The 17,148-nt window shown below is 64.0% G+C and carries 13 protein-coding genes; 9 read left to right on the top strand and 4 right to left on the bottom strand.

Going from position 1 to position 17,148, the window contains the following annotated elements:
* Positions 1-168 precede the first annotated feature (168 nt).
* On the top strand, positions 169-1,209 hold the full coding sequence (locus tag HGHM_RS01660; protein WP_019139761.1) for a GGDEF domain-containing protein: 1,041 nt from the start codon (positions 169-171) through the stop codon (positions 1,207-1,209).
* Positions 1,210-1,232: 23 nt separating this feature from the next.
* Here HGHM_RS01660 and HGHM_RS01665 read toward each other — a convergent pair whose 3' ends face one another.
* Positions 1,233-2,831 (bottom strand): amidase, encoded by a 1,599-nt coding sequence (locus HGHM_RS01665; protein WP_019139762.1) that lies wholly within the window; start codon positions 2,829-2,831, stop codon positions 1,233-1,235.
* A gap of 126 nt (positions 2,832-2,957) precedes the next feature.
* On the opposite strand from HGHM_RS01665, the gene icmF reads away from it, so the two are divergent.
* From icmF to HGHM_RS01705, 8 genes are all read left to right on the top strand, one after another.
* Complete coding sequence (icmF, locus tag HGHM_RS01670; protein WP_019139763.1) at positions 2,958-6,236, top strand: fused isobutyryl-CoA mutase/GTPase IcmF; 3,279 nt, start codon at positions 2,958-2,960, stop codon at positions 6,234-6,236.
* A 227-nt stretch (positions 6,237-6,463) separates the two neighbouring features.
* Positions 6,464-7,504 (top strand): glycosyltransferase family 9 protein, encoded by a 1,041-nt coding sequence (locus tag HGHM_RS01675; RefSeq protein WP_026075608.1) that lies wholly within the window; start codon positions 6,464-6,466, stop codon positions 7,502-7,504.
* Positions 7,501-8,604 carry a glycosyltransferase gene (locus HGHM_RS01680; RefSeq protein ID WP_019139765.1) on the top strand — a complete coding sequence of 368 codons (1,104 nt, stop codon included), beginning with the start codon at positions 7,501-7,503 and terminating at the stop codon, positions 8,602-8,604. Before HGHM_RS01675 ends, HGHM_RS01680 begins: the two co-directional genes overlap by 4 nt.
* Positions 8,588-9,388: a hypothetical protein gene (locus HGHM_RS01685; RefSeq protein ID WP_019139766.1), complete on the top strand. Its 801-nt coding sequence runs from the start codon at positions 8,588-8,590 to the stop codon at positions 9,386-9,388. Before HGHM_RS01680 ends, HGHM_RS01685 begins: the two co-directional genes overlap by 17 nt.
* A 4-nt stretch (positions 9,389-9,392) precedes the next feature.
* Positions 9,393-10,079: a Dph6-related ATP pyrophosphatase gene (locus HGHM_RS20360; protein WP_019139767.1), complete on the top strand. Its 687-nt coding sequence runs from the start codon at positions 9,393-9,395 to the stop codon at positions 10,077-10,079.
* A 129-nt stretch (positions 10,080-10,208) separates the two neighbouring features.
* Complete coding sequence (gene rarD, locus HGHM_RS01695; protein ID WP_019139768.1) at positions 10,209-11,093, top strand: EamA family transporter RarD; 885 nt, start codon at positions 10,209-10,211, stop codon at positions 11,091-11,093.
* A gap of 65 nt (positions 11,094-11,158) precedes the next feature.
* Complete coding sequence (gene ettA, locus HGHM_RS01700; protein ID WP_026075609.1) at positions 11,159-12,826, top strand: energy-dependent translational throttle protein EttA; 1,668 nt, start codon at positions 11,159-11,161, stop codon at positions 12,824-12,826.
* Positions 12,827-13,014: 188 nt separating this feature from the next.
* The gene (locus tag HGHM_RS01705; RefSeq protein ID WP_148415288.1) at positions 13,015-13,638 is read left to right on the top strand and encodes a hypothetical protein; all 624 of its coding nucleotides are present in this window, start codon (positions 13,015-13,017) and stop codon (positions 13,636-13,638) included.
* A gap of 35 nt (positions 13,639-13,673) precedes the next feature.
* Here the strand turns inward: HGHM_RS01705 and HGHM_RS01710 are convergent, their stop codons facing one another.
* The 3 genes from HGHM_RS01710 to HGHM_RS01720 form a co-directional block, all read right to left on the bottom strand.
* A complete protein-coding gene (locus HGHM_RS01710) occupies positions 13,674-13,907 on the bottom strand; it encodes a hypothetical protein (protein ID WP_019139771.1) in 234 nt (77 codons plus the stop codon).
* A gap of 93 nt (positions 13,908-14,000) precedes the next feature.
* Positions 14,001-15,305, bottom strand: coding sequence for an NCS2 family permease (locus HGHM_RS01715; protein WP_034348355.1), 1,305 nt, complete (start codon positions 15,303-15,305; stop codon positions 14,001-14,003).
* A gap of 392 nt (positions 15,306-15,697) precedes the next feature.
* Positions 15,698-17,038, bottom strand: a complete 1,341-nt coding sequence (locus tag HGHM_RS01720; protein WP_019139773.1) for an OmpP1/FadL family transporter — start codon at positions 17,036-17,038, stop codon at positions 15,698-15,700.
* Positions 17,039-17,148 lie beyond the last annotated feature (110 nt).

A 17,148-nucleotide genomic window follows, 5' to 3' on the forward strand; every position in this document is an offset into this window, starting at 1 on the left:
GCAAGCGAGGCCAGCCGGCAACAATGTCCGCAGCGGGAAATGCGAGGCCGGCGAACAAACCGCGCTAGAATGGCTTCCCGGCAATTTGCTCGCCGCAAGTCACGCGATGCGCGGTCTTCGTCCCGGCCGACTTTCCTTCAACCGGAAACAACCTGCAAGAAAGCGATAATGGAAGCCCTGTTCCGGCACCTGATCGACATTACCCGCCACCGCGACCACCATTTGCTGGATCGCTCGATCGTATCGGCCCTGCACGAACTGACAGGCGCCGGGCACGTCAGGATGCTCGAACTGTTCCAGTACCGGGATGCGCTCCTCGTCCGGCCGCGCGCCTGGACCCGCGACGGCAAGGTGGTGTCGATGGAAGAATCGCTGGAAGCCGAACGGCCCGGCGAGCCGGTGGCGGATTATCCCGGGCTGGTGGAGAGCATCCGCCAGCGCAAGAACTGTTTCGAGGAAATCACTGCAAGCGGGGAGCGCATTCTGTGGCTGCCGATCTGGCTGAACGACAAGGTGAGCGCCTGCTTCGAAGTGAAGGATGCCGCCCCTGACCGGTCGGACGGCATGCAGGTCATGGAAGGCATCGTGAATGTCTACCGCAATTACCTGACCCTGCTCGATGACAGCGAGCGCGATTCCCTGACCGGTTTGCTGAACCGGAAGACCTTCGATGAAAAGTTTTCCCGGATGCTCGCGCCTATGGCGCCGGCAGCACTACCGGCTGGCGGGCAGGAACGCCGCAGCCAGACCGCGGCCGGCCAGCACTGGCTGGCGGTGATCGACATCGATCATTTCAAGCGCATCAACGACCAGTTCGGCCATCTCTACGGCGATGAAGTGCTGATCCTGGTCGCCAACCTGCTGCGCTCGGCCTTCCGTTCGCAGGACCGGATATTCCGCTTCGGCGGCGAGGAATTCGTGATCCTGCTGCATTCGGCCACGCTGGAGAATGCTCACAAGATTTTCGAGCGCCTGCGCGCCAGCATCGAAAAGCATGATTTCCCGCAGGTCGGGCGAGTCACGGTCAGTCTCGGCTTCACTGCCATCAGCGCCGAATCCCCGGTAGTCAACCTCGGACATGCCGACCAGGCGCTGTATTACGCCAAAGCCCATGGGCGCAACCGCGTCTGCCATTACGAGGAACTGGTGGCCGGCGGCGAACTGCATTCCCAGGCGGTCAACGATTCCGCCGAGTTCTTCTTCGAGTAAGTCCGAGGTACAGGACGTGCCGTTCAGCACGGAACGCGCGGCGTGAACGGGAAATCCGGCTGCTGCCGCGCCACCCGTTCGATTTCCTGCATCGCCGCCAGCGCCACATGTTCGCGCCAGGGCCGCGCCACCACCTGCACACCGACCGGCAAGCCGGCACTGCCTTCTTCCGTCTTGCGCGCCGCCCGCTGCACCAGGTCGGCCGAGGCCGGCCGGTCCGATTCCTCGTTGGCGCGCACCCTTGTCACCGGCACCACGCCGGCGGGATAGCCGAGCAGGTTGTACAGGATGGAATAGGCGCCGCCCAGGGTCAGGTCGCGCGCCGCGCCATGCTTCCAGGCCGGCAGCGACATCGCCGGGCACAGGATCAGGTCGAAAGGTCCGCCCTCGTCCTGATCGAGCGCCGCCCGGAACCGCTCCTGGTAATCGATCTGCGCCTCGACCAGCTTCCAGTAATGCGCGGTATCGCCATGGCCGAATGCTTGCAGCCCGCCGGCCAATCCATGCTGGCCGAACAGACGCAGCAGCCCGCCCAGCGCACCGAGGGTGAAGCGCGAGCGCGCCGCCAGGGCGACCAGCATGGCAATGCGCGGATCGCGCTTGTTGCCGCCGAGGGTTTCGCGAAAGCCGGCGCCGCAGTCGGCGCTGAACAGGCCGAGGCTCAGCTGATAGGCATGCGGCACGGCGGGCGGCTGCCATGGCGTCACCCGGGCGCCGGCGTCGGAAAGGATGGTGGCCGCTTCCTGCACCGCGCGCCGCACGGCCGGCGCCACCGGGAACAGGCCGTCATCGAGATAGCAGGCCACGCGCAGGCGCGACACGTCGACTGCGGTCCAGTCATGCAGCGGCATGGGCGGCTCCGCCGCCGGCTCGCGCCCGCCGTTGGCGACTTCCAGACCAAGGGCAACGTCGGCCACGTGGCGCGCCAGCACGCCGACCTGGCTGACGATGGCGCGCTGGCCGAACGGCATGCTGTGGCGGCCGGCATCCGGCAGGCGGCCGGCGGTCGGCTTCATGCTGGCGATGCCGCAGAAGGCTGCCGGCGCGCGCACGCTGCCGCCGATATCGGTGCCCAGCCCGAGGGCCGCGCCGCCGGCGGCGATGATCGCGGCTTCCCCGCCGCTGCTGCCGCCCGGCGTGCGCTGCAAGTCCCAGGGATTGTTGCTGCGGCCGTAGAGCGGATTGTCGCTTTCGACGAACATCAGGAGCTGCGCCACATTGGTCTTGCCCAGCACGATCGCGCCGGCTGCGCGCAGGCGCGCCACATAGGCATCGTCCTGTTCCGCCCGCATGCTGGCGCGCGAAGGCAGGCCGAAGGTGGAAGGCGTGCCGGCCAGGTCCAGGCATTCCTTGACCGAGACCGGCACACCGTGCAAGGGGCCGAGCGCCTCGCCCTGCAATCGCCGCCGGTCCGCTTCCCGCGCCTCGGCGCGCGCTTCTTCATAACGCTTGACCACGACCGCGTTCAGGACCGGATTGACGGCTTCGATGCGCGCGATGTGGGCTTCCACCAGCTCCAGCGAAGATATCTTTCCCTGACGCACCAGGCTGGCCTGTTCGGTGGCGGACAGCGCGGTCAGATCCGTTTCAATCTGCTGCTGGGCGGAAGTGGCGGCTTGCATGACGGCGTCTCCTGAAGACTTGTAATTGGTAATTGGTCAATTGTAGAGCCGGAAAGGCTGATTTACGTTAACGTAAACGTTATATACTTTTCCCGACCCTTTCCGCCGCCCTGCCGAGGACCGACCATGACCGATCTCTCCATCGCCGACAAGCTCACCGGATACAAGCCTGCCAACAAGGTGCGCTTCGTCACCGCGGCCTCGCTGTTCGACGGCCACGATGCTTCGATCAACATCATGCGCCGCATCCTGATGGCGAATGGCGCGGAAGTCATCCACCTCGGGCACAACCGCTCGGTCGACGAAATCGTCACGGCGGCCCTGCAGGAAGACGTGCAGGGCATCGCGGTGTCCAGCTACCAGGGCGGGCATGTCGAGTATTTCAAGTACATGATCGACCTGCTGAAGGAGCGCGGCGGCGCGCATATCAAGGTCTTCGGCGGCGGCGGCGGCGTGATCGTTCCGCACGAGATCGAGGAACTGCATGCCTATGGCGTGGCCCGCATCTTCAGCCCGGAAGATGGCCAGCGCATGGGCCTGACCGGCATGATCCTGTCCATGATCGCGGCATGCGACAGCGATCTGTCGGCCCATGCACCGACGACGTTGGATGCGCTGAAGAGCGGCGACTTCCTTGCCCGCCAGGCCCCGCTTGCCCGGCTCATCACCGCGCTGGAAAACGGCAAGGCGGCGCCGGTACTGAAGACCGAACTGCACAAGGCAGCCGACGCCATCCGTACGCCGGTGCTCGGCATCACCGGCACCGGCGGCGCGGGCAAGTCCTCGCTCACGGATGAGCTGATCCGGCGCCTGCGGCTCGACCAGGACGATGCGCTCAATATCGCTGTCATTTCCATCGATCCGTCGCGCCGCAAGTCCGGCGGGGCCTTGCTGGGCGACCGCATTCGCATGAATGCGATCAATCCCTGGAACGGCCAGTCGCGCGTGTTCATGCGCTCGCTCGCCACCCGCGAAGCCGGCTCGGAAATCTCGCAAGCCTTGCCGGACGTGGTCGCCGCCTGCAAGGTCGCGGGATTCGACCTGGTGGTTGTCGAGACTTCGGGCATCGGCCAGGGCGACGCGGCGATCGTGCCGCATGTCGATGTGGCGATGTATGTCATGACGCCGGAATTCGGCGCGGCGTCCCAGCTGGAAAAGATCGACATGCTCGATTTCGCCGACTTCGTCGCCATCAACAAGTTCGACCGCAAGGGCGCGCAGGATGCGCTGCGCGACGTGGCAAAACAGGTGCAGCGCAACCGCGAACTGTGGAGCCAGCGGCCGGAAGACATGCCGGTGTACGGTACGCAGGCTTCGCGCTTCAACGACGATGGCGTAACCGCGCTCTACCAGGGCTTGCTGCCGAAGCTGCAGGAATTCGGACTGAAGGCGAAGCTGGGCAGGCTGGCGCCGGTGAACGTGCGCTGCTCGTCCGGCCGCAATGCCATCGTGCCGCCGGCAAGGTCGCGCTACCTGGCCGAGATCGCCGATACGGTGCGCGGCTATCACCAGCATGTAAGGAAGCAGGTCGCGCTCGCGCGCGAGCGCCAGCACCTGCAGGAAGCCCGACGCATGCTTGCGGCTGCAGGCAGGGTTGCCTCTTTCGACGACCTCATCCTGGAGCGCGACGGCGCGATGGATGCCGCTGCGAAGAAGTTGCTGGCGAACTGGCCCGACATGCAGGCCGCCTATGGCGGCGACGAATACGTGGTAAAAATCCGCGACAAGGAATTGCGCACCGGCCTCACCTACCGTACGCTGTCCGGCAACACCATTCGCAAGGTCGCGCTGCCGAAATTCGAGGACCACGGCGAAATCCTGCGTTGGCTGATGCTGGAAAACGTGCCGGGCTCCTTCCCCTATACCGCGGGCGTGTTTCCGTTCAAGCGCGAGAATGAAGACCCGACCCGCATGTTCGCCGGCGAAGGCGACCCGTTCCGCACCAACCGGCGCTTCAAGCTGCTGTCGCACGGCATGCCGGCCAAGCGCCTGTCGACCGCCTTCGATTCGGTCACGCTGTACGGCGCCGATCCGGCGCTGCGCCCCGACATCTACGGCAAGATCGGCAACTCCGGCGTATCGATCGCGACGCTGGATGACATGAAGGCGCTGTACGACGGCTTCGACCTGTGCGATCCCGCGACCTCGGTATCGATGACGATCAACGGCCCGGCGCCAACCATCCTCGCGATGTTCATGAATACCGCGATCGACCAGCAGATGGACAAGTTCCGCGCCGAGAACAAGCGCGAGCCGAGCGCCGAGGAGACTGCGCAGATCAAGGCATGGGTATTGCAGAACGTGCGCGGCACGGTGCAGGCCGACATCCTGAAGGAAGACCAGGGCCAGAACACCTGCATCTTCTCTACCGAGTTTTCGCTGAAAGTGATGGGCGACATCCAGGAATACTTCGTGCGGAACCAGGTGCGCAATTTCTACTCGGTGTCGATCTCCGGCTACCACATCGCCGAAGCCGGGGCCAATCCGATATCGCAGCTCGCCTTCACGCTGTCGAACGGCTTCACCTTCGTCGAAGCCTATCGGGCACGCGGCATGCACATTGACGATTTCGCGCCCAACCTGTCGTTCTTCTTTTCCAACGGGATGGACCCGGAATACACGGTGCTCGGCCGGGTGGCGCGCCGCATCTGGGCGGTGGCGATGCGCGACAAGTATGGCGCCAACGAGCGCAGCCAGAAACTCAAGTACCACATCCAGACTTCCGGCCGCTCACTGCACGCGCAGGAAATCGACTTCAACGACATCCGCACCACGCTGCAGGCGCTGATCGCAATCTACGACAACTGCAATTCGCTGCATACCAATGCCTATGATGAAGCGATCACCACGCCGACCGATGAATCGGTGCGCCGCGCGCTCGCGATCCAGCTGATCATCAATCGTGAATGGGGCCTGGCGAAGAACGAGAACCCGAACCAGGGCTCGTTCATCATCGAGGAACTGACCGATCTTGTCGAAGAAGCAGTGCTGCAGGAATTCGAGCGCATCGCCGAGCGCGGCGGCGTGCTGGGCGCGATGGAGACGGGTTATCAGCGCGGCAAGATCCAGGAAGAGTCGATGCATTACGAACACCTGAAGCACGACGGCACCGTGCCCATCATCGGCGTGAACACCTTCCGCAATCCGAAGGGACAAGCCACGCCGCCAATGCTGGAACTGGCGCGCTCGACCGAGGAAGAAAAGCAGTCGCAGCTGAAGCGCCTCGCCGATTTCCAGTCGCGCCACGCCGCCGAGGCGCCGAGCATGCTGGCTGCCCTGCAGCAGGCGGTGATCGAGGATGGCAACGTGTTCGCCGCCTTGATGGATGCGGTGCGCGTCTGCTCGCTCGGGCAGATCAGCAATGCGCTGTTCGAGGTCGGCGGGCAGTACCGCCGGAACATGTGAACCCGGGTTAAGCGGACAGCCAATCCCTCGTTCGCAGGCGCAAGCGATACGCTGTCGCCCTGCTTCCCTGTGGCCCCGGCGCCATTCCCCCAGGCGGCTTCCCGGCAGCCTCACGCGCGCGCGTTTATAATGTCCCCCCTCTGCACGGCACATTGCCCTGCCTGGCCGTATCGTCAATGCACGATTGCCAATACCGGCCGCGTATTTCCAATTCCGAAAGCATCCGCTTGAAACGTGTTCTGATCATCCGCCCGTCCGCGATCGGCGATGTGGTTTTCGCATCAGCTTTTCCGACCGCGATTCGGCGCAGCTATCCCGATGCCCATATTGCATGGCTGATCGAGCCGGGAATCGAGCAGCTCATCGCCCATGATCCCGACGTGGATGAACGCATCCTGCTGCCCAAGGCCGAATGGAAGGCACTGTGGAAATCCGGGCAGCGGATGGAAGTGCTGCGTCGTGTCGCGGCATTGCGCCGACGCCTGCGGGATGGACAGTTCGACACCGTGCTGGACTTGCAAGGCTTGCTCAAAAGCGGCCTCTTCGCCTACCTGACGGGCGCGCCGCGCCGCATCGGCCTCGGCTCGCGCGAGGGCAGCCAGTGGCTGATGAGCGAAGTAGTGCCGCGCGGCGGCGATGCGGCGCGCATCAGTTCGGAATACCTGCATCTTGCGCAACATCTCGGGCTGGATTGCAGCGATTTCCTGCCGCACCTGCACCTCGACCCGCAGGCGGAAGCGAAGGCGCTGGCGCGCCTCGCCGACCACGGCCTTGCGCCGGGACGCTATGCAGTGTTCGCCGCCTTTACCACGCGCCCGCAGAAGCACTGGTTCGCCGATGCCTGGCAGGAGCTGGCTTCGCTGGTGCAGCAGCAGACCGGCCTCGTGCCGCTGCTGCTGGGCGGCCCCTCGGACCGCGAAGCGGCCGCCTCCCTCAGCGCCGGCGCGCCCGGCCTGATCAATCTCGCCGGCCAGACCAGCCTCTCGGAAAGCGCGGCGCTGATCCGCCACGCCGGCGCGCTGGTCGGGGTGGATACCGGCCTGACTCACATGGGCATCGCGTTTTCCGTGCCGACGGTTGCAATCTTCGGTTCCACCTGCCCCTACACCAAGACCGGGCGCGACAATGCGCGCGTGATCTGGCTGGGCCTGTCCTGTTCGCCATGCCGGCGCAATCCGACCTGCGGCGGCGCCTGGACCTGCCTGCGCGACATCCGCCCGCAGCGGGTGATGGGTGAACTGAACGTGGCATTGAGGCAGGCAGCATGAAAATCTTGCACGTCGAAGCGGGAAAGCATTATTACGGCGGCGCGCGCCAGGTCGCCTACATCATCGAAGGCCTGGCCGCACGCGGCGTCGAGAATGTGCTGGCCTGCCCGGTCGGCGCCGACATCGCCACTGCCGTGGGTGCGAACGCGCAGGTGCATCAGCTGAAGATGCGCGGCGATGCCGATATCGGCATGACCTCGCGCCTCGCGCGCCTGATCCGCGCCGAGCGCCCGGACATCGTGCACCTGCACAGCCGGCGCGGCGCCGATCTCTGGGGCGGACTGGCGGCGCGCCTGACCGGCACGCCCTGCGTGCTGTCGCGGCGCGTCGACAATCCGGAAGCGCGCTGGCAGGTCGCCCTCAAGTACAGGCTGTACGACCACGTCATCACCATCTCGGAAGCGATCCGCCAGGTCCTGCTCTCGGAAGGGCTGGCGCCGGAAAAGGTGAGCTGCGTGCGCAGCGCGGTCGATGCCGCACCCTATCTTGCGCCGGTGGACCGCGCCGGCTTCCTGCGCGAGTTTGCGCTGCCCGATGCATCGCTGGTGATCGGCATGGTGGCGCAACTGATCCCGCGCAAGGGCCATCTTTACCTGATCGAGGCGGCCGACACGCTGCGCCACGACTACCCCGGCCTGCGCGTTCTGCTGTTCGGCAAGGGCCCGATGCAGGCCGAGCTCGAAGCCGAGATCGCGCGCCGCGGCCTGTCCGACATCATCCGCTTCGCCGGCTTCCGCACCGACCTGCCGAAATGGCTGGGCGGGCTCGACATCCTCGCGCATCCGGCCGACATGGAAGGCCTGGGCGTGTCGCTGCTGCAGGCCTCGGCTGCCGCCGTGCCGATCGTGACCAGCCGTGCCGGCGGTTTGCCGGAGGCGGTGATCGATGGCGTCAACGGCTTGCTGATTCCACGCGGCGATGTGGCGGCGCTCACCGCCGCCCTGCGCCGCCTGCTCGATGATCCCGGCCTGCGCCGCCGGATGGGCGAAACCGGCCGGGCGCGCATCCTGTCCGAATTTTCCGTTGACGCCATGGTCAACGGCAATCTTGCGATTTACAACACTCTATTGAAGGAACGTCGTTTTGAAGCTTCGACCTGATTCACTGCGCTTTACCCCCTCGGATGGCCGCGTCACACTGGCCATCTTCCTCTACATCCTGCTGCTCATGGCGCTTCCGCTGGTGCTGGCGGAACCGACTTTCCACTGGACCTTTTCGGAAGAAGGGCCGTTCGAGCAACTCTCGATCGTTGCCTGGCTGTTCACGGGAGCCTTGATCCTCCTGCGCATCCGCCCGCTCGGCGCGCGTGCAGGAGCCTTTGCGCTGCTGTGCGTGGTGTTCGCCGCCCGCGAAGCCGACCTGCACAAGGCATTCACCGCTGCCAGCATCCTGAAGACCAATTACTACCGGCACATTCCCGCGCCGTTTGCGGAAAAGCTGATCGCCGGCTGCGTGGCACTGGCAGCGATCGGTGTGGTGATCTATGTCGGACTCGTGGTGGCGCGCTTCCTGTTCCTCGAAGGCGGCTGGCGTTCGCGCTCCGGTATCTGGCTCATGCTCGGTACGGTGCTGGTATTGCTCGGCAAGGTGCTGGACCGGGCGCCGGCGGTCTTGTTCAACAATTACGGCATCACGCTGTCGCCGGTCATGAACCTGTATGCGGACGCCTTCGAGGAAGGGCTGGAAATGATCCACCCGCTGATCCTGGCATGGTCGGTATGGGTCAGCCAGACCGAGAGGCGTTATCTGTCGGTGGAACCTGTGCTGCGAAAGCTTGCAATCCCGGTGCCGCTGACCGTGCACACTCCGGCACCGGTGAGCGCGAAAAAGCCGGCCCCGGTCAAGGCGGCAAGCGCGAAGATCCTGGAAGAAGAGGTGCTATAGCATCATGCCGTCCCCCGCCGCGCCCTCCGCGCTCGTCTCCTGGAGCGGTGGCAAGGATTCCTGCCTTGCCATGTGGCGCGCGCGCCAGGCCGGCGTGGCGGTTCACCGCCTGATCACCGCCATGGATGAATCCGGCGCCAGTTCCCGCTCGCACGGCCTCGCGCCGGAGCTGCTGCGAGCGCAAGCCGGCGCGCTCGGGCTGGAACTGCAGTTCTATCAAGCTTCCTGGAAGACCTACGAAGAACGATTCATCGGCGCGCTGCGGGCGGCACGCGCGGATGGCTTCACCCATGCCATCTTCGGCGACATCGACCTGTTACCGCACCGCGAATGGGAAGAAAAGGTGTGCGCTGCGGCCAGCCTTGAAGCCAGCCTGCCGCTCTGGAACGAGCCGCGCGAAAAGCTGGTGCAAGAATTCCTCGCCAGCGGCTTCAAGGCGGTCGTGGCATGCGTCAACGGCAATCACCTCGGCGAAGAATTCTGCGGACGCGAATTCGACGACGCCTTCCTTGCCTCGCTGCCGCCGGGTGTCGATGCCTGCGGCGAGAACGGGGAATTCCACACCTTCGTCTACGACGGCCCGGCCTTTGCCCGGCCGCTTGCCTTGCGGCGCGGCGCAAAGCTGCGCTACCAGGCTCCGCCGGAACTGGGCGGCGCGGTGTATTACTTCCAATCGCTGCAAGCTGCATAGCGACATCGTTCCCTCCTGCCGCCATCGTCGAATGCTGAGATAATTGCCGCGCCGCAGCCTTGCGGCACGCAATCATTTTCCATTCCGATTCGATTTCCAACTCAAGCCTATTCCAGTCGATCACCTGCCATGCAAGCCGGAATCCTCTACGCCGCCCTCGCCTATGCCATGTGGGGCTTGTTCCCTGTCTATTTCAAAGCCTTGCAGGAAATACCGGCGCAGGAAATCCTGGTGCACCGGATGCTGTGGTCGCTCGCCTTCCTGCTGGTCGTGCTGACCTGGCGGCGGCAGTGGGCGTGGCTGGGCAAGGCGCTGCGCCAGCCGCGCGTGCTGGGCGGCTTCACCGCGAGCGCGCTTCTGCTGTCAGGCAACTGGTTCATTTACATCTGGGCCGTCAATGCCGGGCATGTGCTCGATGCCAGCCTGGGCTATTTCATCAATCCGTTGGTGAATGTGATGCTGGGTTTCATTGTCTTGAAGGAACGCCTGCGCCCGGGACAATGGCTGGCGATCGCGCTGGCAGCTTGCGGCGTTGCCTGGCTGACCTGGCAAAGCGGCCATCCGCCCTGGATCGCGCTCTCGCTGGCAGCCACCTTCGGCATCTACGGGCTGTTGCGCAAGACGGCGGCACTCGGGCCGCTGGAAGGCCTGGCGCTGGAGACACTGGTGCTGTTTCCGCTGGCGCTTGCCTATCTCGTCTACCTTACGCTTGCCGGCCACAATCATTTCGCCGGCGCCTCGCTTTCCGCGAAATGGCTCCTGGCTGCGGCCGGCCCGATCACCGCGATTCCGCTGCTGCTGTTTGCCGCCGGCGCGCGGCGCATTTCCCTGTCGCTGCTCGGCCTGTTGCAATACATCGGGCCGACGCTGCAGCTGCTGCTCGGCGTCTGGCTCTACAACGAGCCGTTCGGCGGCGCGCGACTGGCCGGATTCGCCCTGATCTGGGCGGCGCTGCTGGTGTATTCGCTGGAAGGCTTGTGGCAAGCCTGGTCGGGCAGGAAGAGCGCCGCCTGAACCGTCCGGCCTCCGATTCTGTCGTATCCTAGTCAACTTTTCTTTTCGATCCTCCAGGAGCATTCATGGCTCAGTACGTATACACAATGAACCGCGTGGGCAAGATCGTTCCGCCCAAGCGCCAGATCCTGAAAGACATTTCGCTCTCCTTCTTCCCGGGCGCCAAGATCGGCGTGCTCGGCCTGAATGGTTCCGGCAAATCGACGCTGCTGAAGATCATGGCCGGCGTCGACAAGGACATTGAAGGCGAAGCCGTGCCCATGCCCAACCTGAACATCGGCTACCTGCCGCAGGAACCGGAACTCGATCCCGAGCAGACGGTGCGCGAAGCGGTGGAATCGGGGCTGGGCGAAGTGGCGCAGGCACAGGCCAAGCTGGACGCGGTCTATGCCGCGTATGCCGAACCGGATGCCGACTTCGATGCACTGGCCGCCGAGCAGGCGCGGCTGGAAGCAATCATCGCCACCTCCGGCGGCGGCAACCTCGACCAGCAGCTGGAAATCGCGGCCGATGCACTGCGCCTGCCGCCCTGGGATGCGAAGATCGGCGTCTTGTCCGGCGGCGAAAAGCGCCGCGTGGCACTGTGCAAGCTGCTGCTGTCCAAGCCCGACATGCTGCTGCTCGACGAGCCGACCAACCACCTCGACGCGGAATCGGTGGAATGGCTGGAGCAGTTCCTGCAGCGCTTCCCCGGCACCGTGGTCGGCATCACCCACGACCGCTACTTCCTCGACAACGCCGCCGAATGGATCCTCGAACTCGACCGCGGCCACGGCATTCCCTGGAAGGGCAATTACAGCTCCTGGCTGGAACAGAAGGAAGCGCGCCTGAAGCAGGAAGAGGCGAGCGAATCGGCGCGGCAGAAGACGATCGCGAAGGAACTCGAATGGGTGCGCCAGAATCCGAAAGGCCGCCAGGCCAAGAGCAAGGCACGCCTGGCCCGCTTCAATGAACTGTCCGAATTCGAATATCAGAAGCGCAACGAGACGCAGGAAATCTTCATCCCGGTGGCCGAGCGCCTCGGCAATGAAGTGATCGAGTTCAAGAATGTTTCCAAAGCCTTTGGCGACCGGCTCCTGATCGACAACCTTTCCTTCAAGGTGCCGGCTGGCGCGATCGTCGGCATCATCGGCCCCAACGGCGCCGGCAAGTCGACGCTGTTCCGGATGATCGCGGGCAAGGAGAATCCGGACAGCGGCGAAGTCATCCTCGGGCCGACCGTGAAGCTGTCGCTGGTCGACCAGTCGCGTAACGAACTCGACAACAAGAAGACGGTGTGGGAAGACGTCTCCAACGGCGCCGACATCCTGACGGTGGGCCGCTTCGAGATGCCTTCGCGCGCTTATCTCGGCCGCTTCAACTTCAAGGGCGCCGACCAGCAGAAGATCGTCGGCAACCTGTCCGGCGGCGAGCGCGGTCGCCTCCACCTGGCGAAGACCCTGCTCATGGGCGGCAACGTGCTGCTGCTGGACGAACCGTCGAACGACCTCGACGTGGAAACCCTGCGCGCGCTGGAAGACGCCCTGCTGGAATTCGCCGGCAGCGTGATGGTGATCTCGCACGACCGCTGGTTCCTCGACCGGATCGCGACGCACATCCTCGCCTTCGAAGGCAATTCGCAGGTGGTGTTCTTCGACGGGAATTACCAGGAATACGAAGCGGACAAGAAGAAGCGCCTCGGCGAGGAAGGTGCCAAGCCGAAGCGCATCCGCTACAAGCCGATCACGCGCTGATGATGTAAAGCTGCTGCGGGCGGATGAGCACAGCCTCATCCGCCCGCCCTCCTCTTCTCTTCCCTTACGATTTTTCACACGATTCGGCATGGCGGTTTTGCAACACTGCCATCGCGCCTCCCTGGAAAGCCGATAGAATCCGCCGGGCACATGCCGCCCGGCATGTCGCATATTTTCAGGGAACGATAATGAAAAAAACCTTACTGTTGAGCCTGGCGGGCACCGCGCTTGCTGCGCCGTTTCTCGCGCATGCGGCCGACCCCAATCCCGGCGTGCACTTCATCCTGACCGGTGGCCTGACTGACGGCGGCGACACCATCCTCACAGCGCGCTACAGGAACGGCTATTCCGACAACATCAAGAGCGGCGGCCTGGTCCAGCTCGGCGCCGGCGTGCTGGTGCAGATGAAGGATGTGCCGCTCGCGACCTCGTTCACCGTCAATTACCACGTCGACGATGCTTCGGCGCGCAACGGCTCGCTGCGCTTCGAACGGGTGCCGCTGGAACTGCTCGCCTTTTATACCGGCGTCGAACGCTGGCGCTTCGGTGGCGGCGTGCGCTTCGTGCAGTCGCCGAAGGCGACCTCCGATGTGGACGACGAGAAGGAAACCCTGAAATTCAAGAACACGACCGGCGCGGTACTGGAAGCCGGCTTCGGCATCACGCCGAGCGCCTGGATCAATGTCCGCTATGTGTCGGAGAAATACCGGCCGAAGCGCTTCACGGCGGCCAATGGCGTCACCACCGATGTCAGCGGCGAGCCCTCGATCGACGGTTCTCACTTCGGCGTGAATTTCCTCTATCAGTTCTGAGCACGGCGGCGGGCCGGCTTGTTCAGCGCGAAGGCCTAATCCACCGCATCCTGATCGCGCAGCCATTGCACCAGGCGCTGCAGGTTGGATTGGTTGATGGAAATCGAGCTCGAAACCAGGCCGCTCCCCGGCACGTCTTCCCGGATTTCAATGTCCACGGAAGAGTCGCTTCCGGGATGCAGGGTCACGACGAGTTGCTCGGTGCCGGTTGCGGTCGCATTCCGGATGACGGCTTGCCCGGAATCGGATGCCTGGAATATCGATTGCATAGCGCCCTCCTGAAGTGTGCATACGCTTCAGATGCGACCCGGGCGCAAGCCGTTCCCGGGCCGCCATTGGCGGGCAGCCCGGGGATCGGTCCGTCAGCCGCCGGAACCGATGTAGATGAACTTGAAGATGAAGAGGGCGGCGATGATCCAGACCACCAGCGGCACCTGCTTGGCGCGGCCGGTGAAGAGTTTCAGGCCGGCATAGGAAATGAAGCCGAAGGCGATGCCGTTGGCAATCGAGTAAGTGAACGGCATCAGCAGCGCAGTCACGACTGCGGGCACGCTTTCCGTGGTGTCATCCCATGACACATCGGCCATTTCGCGCAGCATCAGGCAGGACACGTAGAACAGCGCGGGCGCGGTGGCATAGGCGGGAACGACGCCGGCCAGCGGAGCGATGAACAGGCAGGCCAGGAACAGGACGGCGACGGCGATCGCGGTCAGGCCGGTGCGGCCGCCCGCCTGCACGCCGGCAGCGCTTTCGATATAGGCGGTGGTGCTGGACGTGCCGAGGAAGGAACCGGCGACGATCGCGGTGCTGTCGGACATCAGAGCCTTGTTCAGGCGGTCCATCTTGCCGGATTTCAGCAGGCCGGCCCGATTGGCCACACCCATCAGGGTGCCGGTGGCGTCGAACACTTCCACCAGGAAGAACACCAGCACCACGTTCAGAATGCCGACCGACAGTGCAGCGGAAATATCGAGCTTGAACAGGGTCGGCTCAATCGAAGGCGGCGCGGACACGATGCCAGCGAACTTGTTGCCGGCGAAGAAGAAGCTCAGTACGGTGACGGCGACGATGCCAATCAGGATGGCGCCCTTGACCTTGAGCTTGTCGAGCGCAACGATCAGGAAGAAGCCGAGAACCGCCAGGATCGCCGGCGCCTGGTGCAGGTCGCCCAAGGTGATGAAGGTGGCGGGATGGGCGGCGACGATGCCGGCATTCTTCAGGGCGATGATGCCGAGGAACAGGCCGATACCGGCGGTGATCGCGGTGCGGATCGAGTGCGGAATGCCGTTGATGATCGCTTCGCGTATGCGCAGCACGCTGATGATGAGGAACAGGCAGCCGGAAATGAAGACTGCGCCCAGCGCCGCTTCCCAGGAATAACCCATGCCCTTGACCACACCATAGGCGAAATACGCGTTCAGACCCATGCCGGGTGCCAGCGCGATCGGATAATTCGCATACAGGCCCATGATCAGGGTACCGATGGCTGCTGCCAGACAGGTCGCCACGAACACCGAATCCTTGGGCATGCCGGCATCGCCGAGGATGGATGGGTTGACAAAGATGATGTACGCCATCGTCAGGAAGGTGGTCAGGCCGGCAAGCAGCTCGGTCCGCACATCCGTCCCCTGTTCCTTCAGTTTAAAAACCCTCTCCATCAAACTCATCTGCTTCCTCCGGTGTTTTATGTATGAATGGGTACTGCGTTAAAAAAAAGCAATTTTACAGAAACATGACGCAATTCTTTCCACTTAGCTATAGATAAACCGGTATATGAACATATCGAAATCCGGATAGGCGAAGTAGTTTGCAGGTTTCTGCCATGTGCAGGTCGGAAGTGTTGGTGACAAGGATCTTGCCCGGTGGCGGAAGGATTCAGGCGAAGCCCGGAATGGTCGCAGGTGCGCGGAACCGGACTTGAATTGAGGGAAGTACGGGGCCGGCGGCAAGCCGGAATGCGGCGCCAGGAAGCAAGCCTTCCTGCTTTGACCTGCGCTTGCGCCCCGGGTTGCAGCAGGAAGGCTTGCGCGGCCGGCCGTGCTGGCCGGCTGATCGATGCTCAGAAGGACTGGCTGTACTGCACGCTCAGGATGTTCACATCGCTGTCGTAATCGCCGATCAGGGTTCCGCCCACCGGCGGTTCGGACTTGTTGAGCGAGGCATTGTTGACGAACAGGTGGGCATAGCCGACGTCGATCGCGCTTTGACGCGAGAGTTTGTACTGGGCGCCAAAAGCCAGCCAGATACGGTTGGCATCCGGTACGCGCGGGGTGCGCAGATCATTTCTCACCGGCGACTGGTCATAGGCGACGCCGGCGCGCAGCTTCCACATGTCGTTGTAACGGTAGTTGGCCCCGAGCGACACCCGCCAGGTGTTGCGCCATTCCTCCGGCGTCACGCTGTCGGGCGCGCCATTGGCGAAGCGGACCCGCAGCTCCTTGAACCGGCTCCAGTGCAGCCACTGCAGGTCCGCCATGACTGACCACTTCGGATCGAGATCCACGTAGCCGCTGAGGTTCACCGATTCCGGCAGGTCGAGGCTGGCCCGGGCATCGGTATCGGTAAACGTTGGCGAGGCGGCGATCGCCCCGGGCAAGCCTGCCGGCTTGTCGAAATCCGCATCGCCGCGCAGAGTGTGGCTGATCTTGGAACGGTAGGTGACGCCGAAGCGCATGTCCGAGCGCGGCGTGAACATGGCGCCGAGGTTGTACCCGAAGCCCCAGTCATTGCCGCTCACCGTCACCCGGCCATCCCGCGTCTGCGGCAGGAAGCCGATCGCTCCGCACGTGCCGGCACCAGCGACACCCACGCACACGCTGCCGAAATCGATGGCGCGCGAAAGTTCGACGTCAATATATTGCGCGCTGACCCCGCCCCCAACGGATACGAGATCATTGACGCGGTAGGCGAGCACCGGATTGATGTTGACCGTCTTGAGGTCGGACTTGAGTGCCTGGTAGCGCCCCACCCAATCCCTGTCGTAGCTCGTCTTGAGCCCGAAGGGTGTCTGCACGCCAATGCCGAAGCGCATGTCGCGATTGATGTCCATGGCGTAGTACAGCGACGGCACGAAGGCCCAGCCGCCGGCGTCGCCGCCATTGCCGCCGGTCAGCGGACCGGATGTGGTACGCGAGCCGCGGTTGTCGAATTCCGCCGAGGGGCGGATGCCGGATGCGGAGGCCGCGAATTGCCGTCCCTGCATGCGCATCAGGCCGGCCGGGTTGTAGAAAATGGTGCTGGCGTCTTCTGCCAGGGCCGCGCCGCCAGCGTGGGCGTTGCCGAGGCTGCCGGCGCTCATCTCATTGAGCGCGAAACCGCCTGCAAGTACCTGGCCGGAGACAAGCAGCATGCCCAGCAGGGGCAGGGTGGAGGCGGTGCGGGTATGGCGGGGACGGGTCATGGATTTCCTCTTCTTCCTCTTCTTTATGTGGATGGAAATGCCCGATGCACAATGCGGGCAGTGCACATGCGAGCGGAAGAAGTGGACAAAGGTTCAACGCCATGCCCCTT

Origin of the sequence: Noviherbaspirillum massiliense JC206 (genome assembly GCF_000312045.1) — a bacterium.
Taxonomy (GTDB): domain Bacteria; phylum Pseudomonadota; class Gammaproteobacteria; order Burkholderiales; family Burkholderiaceae_D; genus Noviherbaspirillum; species Noviherbaspirillum massiliense.

What these genes read in the sequence shown, in the direction of transcription:
- HGHM_RS01660 (WP_019139761.1), top strand. Translation starts at nt 169, where the DNA reads ATGGAAGCCCTGTTCCGGCACCTGATCGACATTACCCGCCACCGCGAC.
- HGHM_RS01665 (WP_019139762.1), bottom strand. Translation starts at nt 2,831, where the DNA reads ATGCAAGCCGCCACTTCCGCCCAGCAGCAGATTGAAACGGATCTGACC.
- icmF (WP_019139763.1), top strand. Translation starts at nt 2,958, where the DNA reads ATGACCGATCTCTCCATCGCCGACAAGCTCACCGGATACAAGCCTGCC.
- HGHM_RS01680 (WP_019139765.1), top strand. Translation starts at nt 7,501, where the DNA reads ATGAAAATCTTGCACGTCGAAGCGGGAAAGCATTATTACGGCGGCGCG.
- HGHM_RS20360 (WP_019139767.1), top strand. Translation starts at nt 9,393, where the DNA reads ATGCCGTCCCCCGCCGCGCCCTCCGCGCTCGTCTCCTGGAGCGGTGGC.
- rarD (WP_019139768.1), top strand. Translation starts at nt 10,209, where the DNA reads ATGCAAGCCGGAATCCTCTACGCCGCCCTCGCCTATGCCATGTGGGGC.
- ettA (WP_026075609.1), top strand. Translation starts at nt 11,159, where the DNA reads ATGGCTCAGTACGTATACACAATGAACCGCGTGGGCAAGATCGTTCCG.
- HGHM_RS01705 (WP_148415288.1), top strand. Translation starts at nt 13,015, where the DNA reads ATGAAAAAAACCTTACTGTTGAGCCTGGCGGGCACCGCGCTTGCTGCG.
- HGHM_RS01710 (WP_019139771.1), bottom strand. Translation starts at nt 13,907, where the DNA reads ATGCAATCGATATTCCAGGCATCCGATTCCGGGCAAGCCGTCATCCGG.
- HGHM_RS01715 (WP_034348355.1), bottom strand. Translation starts at nt 15,305, where the DNA reads ATGAGTTTGATGGAGAGGGTTTTTAAACTGAAGGAACAGGGGACGGAT.
- HGHM_RS01720 (WP_019139773.1), bottom strand. Translation starts at nt 17,038, where the DNA reads ATGACCCGTCCCCGCCATACCCGCACCGCCTCCACCCTGCCCCTGCTG.